General features: G+C 60.5%; 9 protein-coding genes. 4 read left to right on the top strand and 5 right to left on the bottom strand.

Going from position 1 to position 12551, the window contains the following annotated elements:
* Positions 1–18 precede the first annotated feature (18 nt).
* Positions 19–1305, top strand: a complete 1287-nt coding sequence (locus HQN82_RS08095) for a DUF2778 domain-containing protein (protein WP_112766561.1) — start codon at positions 19–21, stop codon at positions 1303–1305.
* A gap of 12 nt (positions 1306–1317) precedes the next feature.
* On the opposite strand, the gene HQN82_RS08090 is transcribed toward HQN82_RS08095, so the two are convergent.
* From HQN82_RS08090 to HQN82_RS08070, 5 genes are all read right to left on the bottom strand, one after another.
* Positions 1318–1743 (bottom strand): DMT family transporter, encoded by a 426-nt coding sequence (locus HQN82_RS08090; protein WP_072494629.1) that lies wholly within the window; start codon positions 1741–1743, stop codon positions 1318–1320.
* Positions 1740–2222 carry a DMT family transporter gene (locus HQN82_RS08085; RefSeq protein ID WP_173614744.1) on the bottom strand — a complete coding sequence of 161 codons (483 nt, stop codon included), beginning with the start codon at positions 2220–2222 and terminating at the stop codon, positions 1740–1742. Before HQN82_RS08085 ends, HQN82_RS08090 begins: the two co-directional genes overlap by 4 nt.
* 272 nt (positions 2223–2494) lie before the next feature.
* Positions 2495–3307 carry a glycosyltransferase family 25 protein gene (locus tag HQN82_RS08080; protein ID WP_035209704.1) on the bottom strand — a complete coding sequence of 271 codons (813 nt, stop codon included), beginning with the start codon at positions 3305–3307 and terminating at the stop codon, positions 2495–2497.
* Positions 3308–3410: 103 nt separating this feature from the next.
* Entirely contained in the window at positions 3411–5885 is a 2475-nt protein-coding gene (locus tag HQN82_RS08075) for an ATP-dependent helicase (RefSeq protein ID WP_112766676.1), read from the bottom strand.
* Positions 5886–5987: 102 nt separating this feature from the next.
* Positions 5988–6398 carry a carboxymuconolactone decarboxylase family protein gene (locus HQN82_RS08070; protein WP_004442748.1) on the bottom strand — a complete coding sequence of 137 codons (411 nt, stop codon included), beginning with the start codon at positions 6396–6398 and terminating at the stop codon, positions 5988–5990.
* Positions 6399–6621: 223 nt separating this feature from the next.
* On the opposite strand from HQN82_RS08070, the gene HQN82_RS08065 reads away from it, so the two are divergent.
* The 3 genes from HQN82_RS08065 to HQN82_RS08055 all read left to right on the top strand — a co-directional run bounded on the left by HQN82_RS08065 (position 6622) and on the right by HQN82_RS08055 (position 12478).
* A complete protein-coding gene (locus tag HQN82_RS08065; protein WP_112766560.1) occupies positions 6622–7788 on the top strand; it encodes an efflux RND transporter periplasmic adaptor subunit in 1167 nt (388 codons plus the stop codon).
* Positions 7785–10934: an efflux RND transporter permease subunit gene (locus HQN82_RS08060; protein ID WP_022556577.1), complete on the top strand. Its 3150-nt coding sequence runs from the start codon at positions 7785–7787 to the stop codon at positions 10932–10934. The genes HQN82_RS08065 and HQN82_RS08060 overlap by 4 nt, the downstream gene beginning before the upstream one ends.
* 131 nt (positions 10935–11065) lie before the next feature.
* Positions 11066–12478 carry an FAD-binding oxidoreductase gene (locus HQN82_RS08055; protein ID WP_112766559.1) on the top strand — a complete coding sequence of 471 codons (1413 nt, stop codon included), beginning with the start codon at positions 11066–11068 and terminating at the stop codon, positions 12476–12478.
* Positions 12479–12551 lie beyond the last annotated feature (73 nt).

Genomic DNA, 12551 nt, shown 5'->3' with positions numbered 1-12551 from the left:
GTTCGAGTAACGAGTATCATGGCGTTTTCTGCTGCGGCCTATAACGGCGCCGGTCTTGCCGGTTCGCATTCCCTCAAGAGAGGCAAATCCTTTTCGTTCGGGCGAATGTCGGCGCTTCTTGGTGGCGGTGCCTTTGCCGGCATTTTTGCCTTTGCCGCTTTCGCTTCGCTGCACGGCATGGCCGCCGCCTCGCATGGCGTCGGACAATTTGAAAAGACCCTAGTGGCAAGGCTGGATACCGCCGAGGCGGCGATTGCCCGCACGGCGGCGCGTGATATTCACGTCCGCAAGTTTTCCCGCCTGAGCGACCACAGTCACGGCCAGCAGAAGGCCGTCCGCCTTGCCGGCATCATGCCGGAGATCGGCGCGAAAGAATTCGGCGAACGATTCGGCGCGGCGGCGAACGCCAAAGGACAGGCGACCGTCAAGGAACTTGCCGCGCTTCAGCCTTCCGCGATCGTCGATTCGGCGCTTGGACGCACCCCCGAGGTTGCCTATCAGAGCGCCGTTCCGCAGCACCCGGCATTCGAAGTGGCGCTGGCCCGACCGCAGGTCGAGGAAGAGGCAAGCAGTCTGCTCCCCGACGACGTGCCGCTGCCAAGCTTCAGACCTGATGTCGCGACAGCTCAAACGGTCGAGCCGTCACCGCGTCCTGCGGCAACGGCCAAGGCGGATGAGCGCGTTCCCGCTGTCGCCTCTGCGCCTGCTTTCGCTGCGCCGGTTCCGCTGCGGGCGCCGCAGGCGCCGAAACAGAGCACCGGCGCCATGCTGGCCTTCGCGAAACCGGATAATCCGATGCGTGAGCCAAGCAAGATGGATGCGGTTCCGTGGCCTGACCGTGGCAATGGCACGGCGATCTACGATATTTCTTCCGGCGTGGTGCACATGCCGAATGGCGAGAAACTGGAAGCGCATTCCGGTATCGGCAAGATGCGCGACAATCCCGATTATGTTCACGTCAAGATGCGCGGGTCCACACCGCCTTCAAGCTACAAGCTGACAATGCGCGAGGCGCGCTTCCACGGCGTTGAAGCCATTCGCCTGACGCCGGAAAACGGTGTCAATCCGCACGGCCGCGACGGGCTTCTTGCTCATACATACATGCTGGCGAAACGCGGCGAATCCAATGGCTGCGTTGTGTTCCGCGACTATTCCCGCTTCCTCGCGGCCTTCAAGCGCGGTGAGGTCAAGCGCATGGTGGTCGTGCCGAAGCTGAACGGCAACCGCCCGACGCTCGCGAGCAGCGGTGGTAAAAGCGGCGGCAAGACGCTGCTCGGCATGTTCTCGCGTGGCAGCGACTCGTGACTGCGCGAATATTTAACGGCTGCGCCGCTGCGTCAGCACCATGCCGGCCAGAATGAGCAGGATGCCGAGAGCGCTGGCCCAGATTTTCGGCGGATGATCGCTGAAAAGATCGAGCATCACACCTGAGACCATCTGGCCGCTTATGACCAGAAGCGCGGTGTTGACCGCGCCGATGCGGGGGATGAGCCAGCTTCCCGAAGCGATGAAGACGACGCCGATGGGGCCGCCGACAAAGGCAAGCCAGGGTGCATCGGCCGCACCCGGTGGAATGAGGCCGCCGACAACGAGTCCGATCACGGTCAGAACGGCAAAGCCGACGATGTGGTTCCAGAAAGACGCGATGAGCGGCGAGTTTGACAGGCTGAGTCGGCCGTTGATCTGGCGGCTCAGCGCCACGAAGACGCCGCCGGTAAAGGCCATGGCGATCCAGACGATCATGCCGTTCTCCCGACAAGGATGATGAGTGCGCTGCCGCACAGAATGAGCGCCACTGCCGCCATGTCCCGAAGGTCCGGCTTTCTTCTGGCCAGTCCGAACAGACCGAAAATATCAGCCAGAAGGCTGAAGATGACCTGTCCACCAAGTCCGAGCGCAATGGTTCCCGAAAGCGCCAGCGGTGAATTGACGGCGGTGGAGGTGAGGATGACGATCGCGGCACCCACAACGCCGCCGCAATAGGCCCAGAGCGGCGCTTTCGGTTTTGCCGGGGCCGAAAGGTCTTTCTTCGAACGCATGATAGCCAGATAGACCAGCGCCGCCACCGTGCCGGTGCCGTGCGCCGTCCAGGAAGAAAACAGCGCGTTGCCGTAATGGGCCAGCTGTCCGTTGAAATGCACCATCAGCGTCAAAAGACAACCGCTGGCGAAGGCGGCGGCGAGATGCAGCGGATTCAGGCGTGGATGCGTCGTGTCTGTCATGTCGGATCGGAAAAGCTGAAGATGGACACGAGCTTTAGCCCATCTGCGCGTGAATCGGAATCGAATTGCGAGAGCTGGCGGATTTGGACGGGATTATCCTGTGCGTTGCGGAACAAGCGATGTGGCCACGCATTATTGCAGCATGAAGAAAACGACACGCAAACCGTTGAACCGGATGACGATTTTCGTCGTCTCGATTTTTATTGTCGGAGCCGTTGTGGCGGCAATTTATCTCATCGGCTTCACGCCCGGCGAAGTGTAAGACGGAGCGATCAATGACCGGCTGGGGCGGCGTTGCCCTTGCCGCGTTCCATTGCAACGCGCGCCCTGGCGACCGCGAAGCGAATACCGCGCAGCAGGAACCGGCTGGTTTCCAGATAGGCCCGATAGGGCAGGACAGTGAAATACCGCCAGCGCGGCAGGCGGTAAATGCGCAGATTGTTCTGGATCTGGCTTTCACCATCCGCATCCTGCGTGGCGCAGAGCGGATAGATGAAGGCGGCCTTCAGGCCGGAGAGATATTCAAGATCGAAGGCGATATCGTAGGCGAGCCGCATCGGGATGAGCTTCGATATCCATTGTCCGGCACGACGGTTGACGAGATAGGCGCCTGAGCCTTTTTCGCGTGTCAGCGCAATGGCGAGCGAGCGACCGTTCGAGAGCGGACGGAACGAAAATTTCCGGCCATTGCTGACCGTCGTGAGACGCAGCAAGTCCCAGTCTGAGCCATTCAGCGCCGCCTCATCGATCGCATTTAGAAAATCATCATCGAAGATCACGTCATCCTCGAGGATGAGCGAGATATCGGCATCGCCTTCCATGAATTTTCGGGCGCAGGCGACATGGCTGAGATAGCAGCCGATTTCCGGAGGTGACGTGCGGCGGCCATGCATCAGCATATAGGAAATTTCGCTGAATTCCGGGATTGGATAATTCAGCTCCCTGCCATTGACGCCTGGGATGCGCTCCGCCTTGAGACCCATGGCATCAAGGCGCGCGGTCATATCCGCGAGGCGCTTGGTGGCGCCGTCCATGTTGATCAGGAAAACCGCAAGCTTGCGCTGGCTTTTCGGCAATATATGCAAAGCAGTCCTCACCCGGTTCTCACATCCCATTGCAACTCCTTTATTGCAATGGCGTGACGTGGGCTATGGGAAAAGCGGCCTTCAGGCACTCATAGTTGTTGAATCAAACCTTTTCCACAAATCCATCCAGCACGCGCTTCTGGCCGGCGCGGTCGAAGTCGATGGTGAGCTTGTTCCCCTCGATGGCAGCGATATTGCCGTTGCCGAACTTGATGTGGAAGACGCGGTCGCCGACGAAGAATCTTGACGGCGTGTCGGCCACGGATTTGGCCACCAGTTCCCCATCGATGGTGCGGGTGCGCGGGCCGCTTTCGCCATAACCGATTCGTTCCACCGCATGGCCGGAGCGCGTGCCCCAGTTGTCGCGGGTGGCATCGCTACGGTTCTGCTGCGCACGTTTCCAGCCCGGGGTTGAATAGGTGTTCGCAAAGGGATCTGCCTTGTCGAAACGCGATTGTCCGTAGCCACCACGCCCGCCATACCCGCCGTAATTGCTGTCGGATGCTGCGACATCGACATGGGCGGGCGGCAGTTCATCCAGGAAGCGCGAGGGCAGGGTGGATTGCCACAGCCCGTGAATGCGCCGGTTCGAGACGAACCAGATATGGCAGAGTTTCTTGGCACGCGTAATGCCGACATAGGCAAGACGACGTTCTTCCTCCAGACCGGAGCGGCCGCCTTCATCCAGCGCCCGCTGGTGCGGAAACAGGCCTTCTTCCCAGCCGGGCAGGAAGACGGTGTCGAATTCCAGACCCTTGGCGGAATGCAGCGTCATGATGGAGACGGCATCGAGATTTTCGTTCTGCTCGACATCCATGACGAGGGCGACATGCTCGAGGAAACCGCGCATGCTTTCAAAGGCTTCCATCGAGCGGATGAGTTCCTTCAGGTTCTCAAGGCGTCCGGGCGCTTCGGCCGTCTTGTCGGCCTGCCACATGGCGGTGTAGCCGCTTTCGTCGAGAATCTGCTCGGCAAGCGTGGTGTGCTCGGTGTTTTCGAGTAGACCCTGCCAGCGGCGGAAATCCTGCACCACATCGAACAGCGCCTTGCGGGCCTTCGGCTTCAGCTCGTCGGTTTCGATGATGTCGGCCGCTGCCGCCAGCATCGGAATGTCGCGGGCACGCGCATAGTCGTGCAGGTTGCGGATCGTCGTATCGCCAAGGCCGCGCTTGGGCGTATTGACGATCCGCTCGAAGGCGAGATCGTCGGCCGGCTGGCAGACGAGGCGGAAATAGGCCATGGCATCGCGGATTTCGAGGCGCTCATAAAAGCGCGGGCCGCCGATGACGCGGTAATTGAGACCGAGCGTGACAAAACGGTCTTCGAATTCGCGCATCTGGAAGGAGGCGCGGACGAGGATCGCCATGTCGTTCAGCAGGTGACCCTTGCGCTGAAGCTGCTCGATCTCTTCGCCGACTGCGCGGGCTTCCTCCTCGGAATCCCAGGCCGCATGCACCACGACCTTTTCGTCGTCAGGGCTGCTGCGTTCGGTAAACAGCGTCTTGCCGAGGCGTCCCTCATTATGCGCGATGAGGTGGCCGGCCGCGCCGAGAATATGCTCGGTGGAGCGGTAATTGCGTTCGAGCTTGATGACCTTGGCGCCGGGAAAATCCTTGTCGAAGCGCAGGATGTTGTCCACTTCCGCGCCGCGCCAGCCATAGATCGACTGGTCGTCGTCACCCACACAGCAGACGTTTTGCGGCTCGCCCTTGGCGCGCTGCGCAAGCAGCCGCAGCCACATATATTGCGCCGTGTTGGTGTCCTGATATTCGTCCACCAGAATGTAACGGAACTTCTGGTGATACTCCTTCAGAATATCGGCGTGGCGGCGGAAGATGCTGATCGGGTGCAGCAGCAGATCGCCGAAATCGCAGGCGTTCAACGTTTTCAGCCGGTTCTGATAGGCGGTATAGAGCTCGCGGCCCTTGCCATTGGCGAAGGCGCGGCTGTCTCCTTCAGGAATATCCGGCGGCGTCAGGCCCTTGTTTTTCCAGCCGTCGATCATGCCGGCGAACTGTTTGGCCGGCCAGCGCTTGTCATCGAGACCTTCGGCCTGAATGAGCTGCTTGATCAGCCGCACCACGTCATCCGTATCGAGAATGGTGAAATCCGACTTCAGGCCGACGAGTTCGGCGTGACGACGCAACAGCTTGACGCCGATGGAGTGGAACGTGCCGAGCCAGGGCATGCCCTCGACCGCGCCGCCGACGAGAACGCCGATGCGTTCCTTCATCTCGCGGGCGGCCTTGTTGGTGAAGGTCACGGCAAGGATCTGGCTGGGATAGGCCCGGCCCGTTGCGAGAATATGGGCAATGCGGGTTGTCAGAACACGGGTCTTGCCGGTGCCGGCGCCGGCGAGGACGAGAACCGGCCCGTCCAGCGTTTCCACGGCATCGCGCTGTTCCGGGTTGAGGCCGGAAAGATAATCGGGTGCGGCACGCGTTTGATCGCGCGCAGCCATGGCGCGGGCGGCAATGCCAAGCCCGCCGCCGTTTTCCGAAGGGGCATTGTTCGTCGCCCTGCGCGGCGCCACGGGTTCCTCATCGAAGAACGGCATATCGTCAAAACTGTTGCTCATGCGGCCCAATGTAGTGATTCGGGATATAAAGGCCAGAACCGTGTTCTGCTTTTATTCCGGTATCGCTGCTCAAAATGCCTATTCCAAGGCATTATTTCGGGTTCATGCCCTCTGGTCGGCATCAAAAGCGGCATCGACAGGCACTTGAAGGGCCACCGCAAGCTGGTTGGTCTTGGCGGCGAGCGCGATAATCCGCATCAGATCGGCATGCTGTTCATTCGTCATGCCCTTGGCTTTCGCGGCCGCCGTATGGGAATGGGCACAGTAGGAGCAGCCATTGGTGACGGACACTGCGATGTAAAGCATTTCCTTCACCAGAGGGTCGAGCGCCGAGGGTGTCGCCATCACCGCCTTGACCTCGGCCCATGTCTTTTCAAGGAGATCAGGATCAAAGGCGAGGTAAAGCCACATATTGTTGATGAAGTCCGATTTGCGGGTGGTGCGGATATCATCGAACACCGCTTTCACGCGCGGATCGGCTTCGGGATTTTGTGTTTTCGTGACGGTGCTCATGGCTTCCTCCGGGTCATTTCGTGCTGACAGACTACCGCGCTGAACAATATTTGCGATAATATAGCGTTTATGGTGTGCTCGACGAGAATCCATCACAAATTACAATTACGTAAGAAACGTATTTGTGCGTTGCCTCGTTTTAAACGACGGGGAATACTGCTGATGTCCCGAAGCCTGAGCTTCAGGGGCTTTCTTATGCTGCGATGATCAACCGGAGAACTATATGCGGGTCTGGAAACAGGTGGGTGTCAGTCTGGCCGTGGTGGGGGCAGGTCTCTGTCTCTGGGGCGTCTATTCGCCCGACGCCCGCAATATGCTCGCCAGCATCGGGCTGGTCAAAGCACCCGCTGCTTCGGTCGAAGTCGCCGCAGCCGGCGGATCGGCGGCCGGCGCGCCGACGGGACAGAATGCGGGTGGCGCACGCCGCAACAATAACGCCACACTGGTTGTGACCGCCCCTGTGAAGAAAGGCACGGTCAACGACCGGTTGAACGCCATCGGCAATGGCGAGGCGATCCAGTCCGTCGTCGTCATGCCGCAGGTTTCCGGCACGCTTTCTGAAATTCGTACATCGTCCGGTGCACGCGTCGTGAAGGGGCAGGTGCTGGCGCGGCTCGATGACGAGGAGCAGGTGATCGAACGCGACAAGGCGCAGGTGGCGCTGCGCAGCGCCGTCGAAAAATCCAATTCCTACAAGAATTTGAAGTCCGTTTCCCGCCTCGACGTGCTGGATGCCCAGATTGCCGAAGAAGCCGCCAAGCTTGCGCTGAGCACCGCCGAACTCAATCTCAAGCGGCGTGATATCGTCGCGCCCATCGAAGGCGTGGCCGGTATCGTCGCCGCCAATATCGGTGACAATGTCACGACGCAGTCCACCATTGTCAGCATTGACGACCGGTCTGAAATTCTCGTCAATTTCTGGGCTCCCGAGCGTTTCGCGACTGCGATCAAGGTCGGCATGCCGGTGGAGGCCACGTCGATTTCGCGCCCGGGTGAGACTTTCAAGGGGGAGATCGAGGCCGTCGACAACCGTGTCGACGAGGCGAGCCGCACCATCCGCATCCGGGCAAAGTTCGGAAATGAGAAGGATGAGTTGAGGGCGGGCATGTCATTCGGCGTCACCATGCGCTTCGCCGGGGAAACTTATGCCTCGGTTGATCCGCTGGCCGTGCAGTGGGATGCGGAAGGCTCCTATGTCTGGCGTGTGGCTGACAATAAATCCAACAAGGTGCGGGTGCAGATCGTGCAGCGCAACCCGGATGCCGTTCTCGTCAAGGCTGAACTGGCGGAAGGCGAACCTGTCGTGATTGAGGGCCTGCAGCGCGTGCGCGAAGGCGGGGCGGTGCGGGTCGGCAACCAGCCCAAGCCCGAGGAGGTTGCCAGCCAATGACGACCCAGCCGCCTTCCGGTCAGGATTCCAAGCTCGCCTTTACCGCATTGTTCGTGCGTCGGCCAATTCTGGCGGCGGTCCTTAACACGCTGCTGGTCGTTGCCGGCCTCGCGGCTCTGGTCGGCGTCGAAGTGCGCGAATTGCCCGACGTCGACCGGCCGACGATCAGCGTCAGGACCACGTATGAAGGTGCCGCGCCTGAGACGATCGATCAGGAAGTAACGCAGACCATCGAAGGTGCGGTGGCGCGTGTCAGCGGCATCAAATCCATCGCGTCCAACTCACAATTCGGCACCAGCCGCGTGACGATGGAATTCGGCGACAATGTCGACATGGCCGTTGCGGCCAATGATGTGCGCGATGCCATTGGCCGCGTCACCAACCAGTTGCCTGACGATGCTGACGAACCGCAGATCATCAAGGCGGATTCCGACAGCCAGCCGATCATGCGGCTTGCCGTCACCTCGTCCACGCTCAGTATGGAAGACCTGACAAAGCTGGTGGATGACGAAATCATCGACCGTCTGGCTGCCGTCGATGGTGTGGCCGATGTGGAGCTTTACGGCGACCAGGAAAAGGTCTTTCGCGTCGATCTCAATCAGGCGGCATTGGCGAGCCGCGGTCTGACGGTGACCGATGTTTCCAACGCGCTTGCAAGCGCTGCCCTCGATGTCCCGGCGGGTTCGCTGAAAAGCACGACGCAGGATATCGTCGTGCGCGCCACCGCGAGCCTGACAAAGCCCGAGGATTTTTCCAATCTTCTCATCAAGAACAATATCCGCCTCAGGGACGTGGCGACCGTCATGCTGGGGGCGGACGACGAATCCACGTCGCTGCGCTCGAACGGCGTTCAGGGCGTCGGTCTTGGCATCATCCGCCAGGCACAGTCAAACACGCTCAGTATCTCGACCGGTGTGAAAGCCGCCGTCGACGCCATGTCGGCCAATCTGCCGGAGGGCACGCGTGTCGTCGTGACCAGTGACGATGCCGTCTTCATCGAAGGCGCGCTGCACGAGGTCGAACTGGCGCTCGGGCTCTCGGCGATCATCGTCGTTGTGGTGCTTTATCTCTTCCTGCGCGACTGGCGCGCCACCCTCATTCCCGCGATCACCATGCCGGTGGCGCTAATCGGCACCATCGTCGCCATTTATATGGTCGGCTTCTCCGTCAATATCCTGACACTGCTCGCCATCGTTCTGGCGACTGGTCTGGTGGTCGATGACGCCATCGTGGTGCTGGAAAATATCGTGCGCCGCCGGGCGGAAGGCATGGGGCCCCGGGCCGCTGCCGTTCTCGGCACGCAGGAGGTGTTTTTCGCCGTCATCGCGACGACGGCGACGCTGGCTGCCGTGTTCATTCCGCTTTCTTTCCTGCCGGGTCAGCTTGGCGGCCTGTTCCGTGAATTCGGTTTTGTGCTGGCCTTCGCGGTGGGTTTGTCCTCCATCGTGGCACTGACGCTGTGCCCGATGCTTGCTTCGCGCATGCTGAAGGAGGGGTTGAAAGAGCCGACCGGGCCGCTCGCCTGGTTCGGTAATGTCTTTGCCTCCACATACAAGTCGACGCTGTCCGCCTGCCTCAACAACCCCCTCATCGTCATCGTCGTTGCGCTCATCTTTTCCGGCCTGTCATGGATCGCCTTCGGCATGATCCAGAGTGAATTGACGCCGCGCGAGGACCGCGCCTCTATCATGATGCGGGTCACCGCGCCGCAGGGCGTCAGCCTCGAATATACCCGCGACCAGTTGCAGCGGATCGAGGAAAACCTGCAGCCGCTTCGCGACAGCGGGGAAATCCGTAACATCTACTCCATCACTGGCATGAACGGCTCGTCCAATACCGGCTTCATGGTGCTGACGCTGGCGCCCTGGGCCGACCGAGATCGCACGCAGAACCAGATCGCTGCCGATGTCACCTCTGCCGCCAACAAGGTTCCGGCGTTGCGGGGCAACGCCATGCAGCCGAACAGCCTCCGCATTCGCGGCGCCGGCAACGGATTGCAGATGGCGATGGTCGGCAGCAATTATGCGGCGCTGACAGAGGCGACGCAGAAATTGCTGCTTTCCATGGAAGAAAGCGGCCTGTTTGATACGCCACGTTTCGACAACGAACCCAATCAGGCGCAGATTTCGGTCTCCATCGACCGTGAGCGCGCGTCTGATCTCGGCATCGACATCACCGGCCTCTCTCGCGCCATGCAGTCGCTGCTGGAAGGGCGCTCGATTGTCGACGTCTTCGTGGATGGCGATGCGATCCCGGTGCGGCTCCTGTCCTCCACCCGGCCGATCAATGATCCGACCGATCTTGAGAATGTCTTCCTGAAGACGGGCGACGGCAAGATCGTGCCGATGTCGGTCATCGCGTCGCTCAAGGAAAATGCGGTCGCGCCGCAGCTCAACCGCGAACAGCAGCTTCCCTCCGTCGGCTTTACCGCCAACCTCAAGGACGGCGTTTCGCTGGGCGAGGCGCTGCAAAAGGTGAACGAGCTCTCGCAATCCGTCCTGCCGCCCGGTGCACGCTTGCTGCCGCTGGGTGAGGCTGCGACACTGGAGGAGAATTCGAGCGGCATGCTGCTGACCTTCGGTTTCGCGATTGCCATCATCTTCCTCGTGCTTGCCGCGCAGTTCGAAAGCGTGCTGAGTTCGATCATCATCATGTCAACGGTGCCGCTCGGCCTTGCCTGTGCCGTCATCGCGCTGCTCGTCACCGGCTCAAGCCTCAATGTTTACAGCCAGATCGGCCTCGTGCTGCTCGTTGGCGTCATGGCGAAGAACGGTATCCTGATTGTTGAATTCGCCAACCATCTGCGCGATCAGGGTGCAACCGTGCGGGAAGCTATCGAAAAAGCCACCAGCATCCGTCTGCGTCCGGTCATGATGACGATGATCGCGACCATCCTTGGCGGCGTGCCGCTGGTTCTGGCGCAGGGAGCCGGCGCCGAGGCCCGCATCGCGCTCGGCTGGGTCATCGTCGGCGGACTGGGCTTCGCGACGCTGGTGACGCTTTACATCACACCGGTCTCCTACCTGCTGATCGCCCGCTTCGCCAAACCGCAAGCGGATGAGGAAATCCGCCTTCACCGCGAACTGGAACTTGCCGCCCGCCGCAAGGCGCTGGAGGAAGACAAGCCGCTGCTTGCTGCGGAATAAAAACGGTTGCCGCCTTGCCGTCTGGCGCCATTGCGCGGCTGGACAAAGCGTTAACCTTATCCCATACCACCTGACGGAATTTCGTAACGGATCGAATCCTTTACGGGCTGATGTTGCGGTGGAGACGGACGATGGCGTTGAAAGATGTGGTGGCGGGAAAGCGTAACGAAGAGGGCATTGCGTCTGCGCTCGCCGTTTTGAAGCAGCAACTCGGCGACAGGCTCCAGACCGGACAGGCGTTTCGGGAGCAGCACGGCCACACCACCACCTATCTGACGCTCCAGGCGCCTGACGGCGTCGTTTTTGCCGAGAGTGCTGATGATGTGAAGGCCGTCGTGAAGGTCTGCTCGCAATATAAGGTGCCGGTGATTCCGTTTGGGACGGGGTCTTCGCTGGAAGGGCAGGTGAATGCGCCCAGCGGCGGAATCTGCATCGATTTCAGCCGGATGAATCGCATCATTGAGGTGAATGCCGAAGATCTTGATGTGGCGGTGGAGCCGGGCGTGACGCGCGAGGACCTCAATGTCTATCTGCGCGATACCGGCCTGTTCTTCCCGATCGATCCCGGCGCCAATGCCTCGATCGGCGGCATGGCCTCGACACGCGCTTCCGGCACAAATGCCGTGCGTTACGGCACGATGAAGGACAATGTGCTCGCCGTTACCGCCGTCGTCGCCAACGGCGAGGAAATCCGCACCGCGCGCCGCGCTCGGAAGTCGTCTGCCGGCTATGACCTGACGCGGCTTTTCGTGGGGGCCGAGGGGACGCTCGGCGTCATCACTTCGGTGACGCTGCGGCTGCAGGGCATACCGGAAAAGATCGCCGGCGGCGTCTGCACATTCGACAGCATCAAGGCGGCCTGCGATGCCGTCATCATGACGATCCAGATGGGGGTTCCGGTTGCCCGTATCGAATTGCTCGACGAGGTCCAGGTCCGGGCCTGCAATGCCTATTCCGGCCTGAACTATGCGGAGAAGCCGACGCTTTTCTTGGAGTTCCACGGCACCGAGGAAACGGCGGCGCTACAATCGCAGCAGTTTGCAGAAATCGCGGCTGAATGCGGAAGCATCGACTTCCGCTGGACAAGCGATGCCGCCGAACGCAACAAGCTCTGGAAGGCGCGGCACGACGCCTATTGGGCCTCGCGGGCGCTCGCGCCCCATCTCGACGGGCTTTCCACCGATGTCTGCGTGCCGATTTCGAGGCTGGCGGATTGCGTGGTTGAAACGCAGCTGGATATCCAGGAAAACGGCTTTCTCGCACCGATCGTCGGCCATGCCGGCGACGGGAACTTTCATGTCCTTATTCTGTTCGATGGAAAAGATGCGGAAAGCGTAGCGAAAACCGAAGCCTTCGTTGCCCGTCTCAACCGCCGCGCCATCGCCATGGACGGCACCTGCACCGGCGAACACGGCATAGGACAGGGCAAGATGAGTTTCCTCGCCGAAGAAGCCGGCAATGCATTGGATGTGATGCGCGCCATCAAAATGTCGCTCGACCCGGACAACATTTTCAATCCGGGCAAGTTGTTCCGTCTTGTCTGATCGTTCTCACATTTGATTGGTACAAAAGGCTGCTTGCCGTTAAGGCAAAAAAGAATAGGTTTGCAGCGTTCGT

Origin of the sequence: Agrobacterium pusense, from assembly GCF_013285525.1 — a bacterium.
Classification (GTDB): Bacteria; Pseudomonadota; Alphaproteobacteria; order Rhizobiales; family Rhizobiaceae; genus Agrobacterium; species Agrobacterium pusense.
The sequence above is the reverse complement of the archived record's forward strand: the minus strand, read 5'-3'. Positions and strand labels throughout refer to the sequence as shown.

Bases quoted from the DNA above. Each gene is read 5' to 3' on its own strand.
- HQN82_RS08055 (WP_112766559.1), top strand. From the start codon at position 11,066: ATGGCGTTGAAAGATGTGGTGGCGGGAAAGCGTAACGAAGAGGGCATT.
- HQN82_RS08065 (WP_112766560.1), top strand. From the start codon at position 6,622: ATGCGGGTCTGGAAACAGGTGGGTGTCAGTCTGGCCGTGGTGGGGGCA.
- HQN82_RS08090 (WP_072494629.1), bottom strand. From the start codon at position 1,743: ATGATCGTCTGGATCGCCATGGCCTTTACCGGCGGCGTCTTCGTGGCG.
- HQN82_RS08060 (WP_022556577.1), top strand. From the start codon at position 7,785: ATGACGACCCAGCCGCCTTCCGGTCAGGATTCCAAGCTCGCCTTTACC.
- HQN82_RS08085 (WP_173614744.1), bottom strand. From the start codon at position 2,222: ATGACAGACACGACGCATCCACGCCTGAATCCGCTGCATCTCGCCGCC.
- HQN82_RS08095 (WP_112766561.1), top strand. From the start codon at position 19: ATGGCGTTTTCTGCTGCGGCCTATAACGGCGCCGGTCTTGCCGGTTCG.
- HQN82_RS08075 (WP_112766676.1), bottom strand. From the start codon at position 5,885: ATGAGCAACAGTTTTGACGATATGCCGTTCTTCGATGAGGAACCCGTG.
- HQN82_RS08070 (WP_004442748.1), bottom strand. From the start codon at position 6,398: ATGAGCACCGTCACGAAAACACAAAATCCCGAAGCCGATCCGCGCGTG.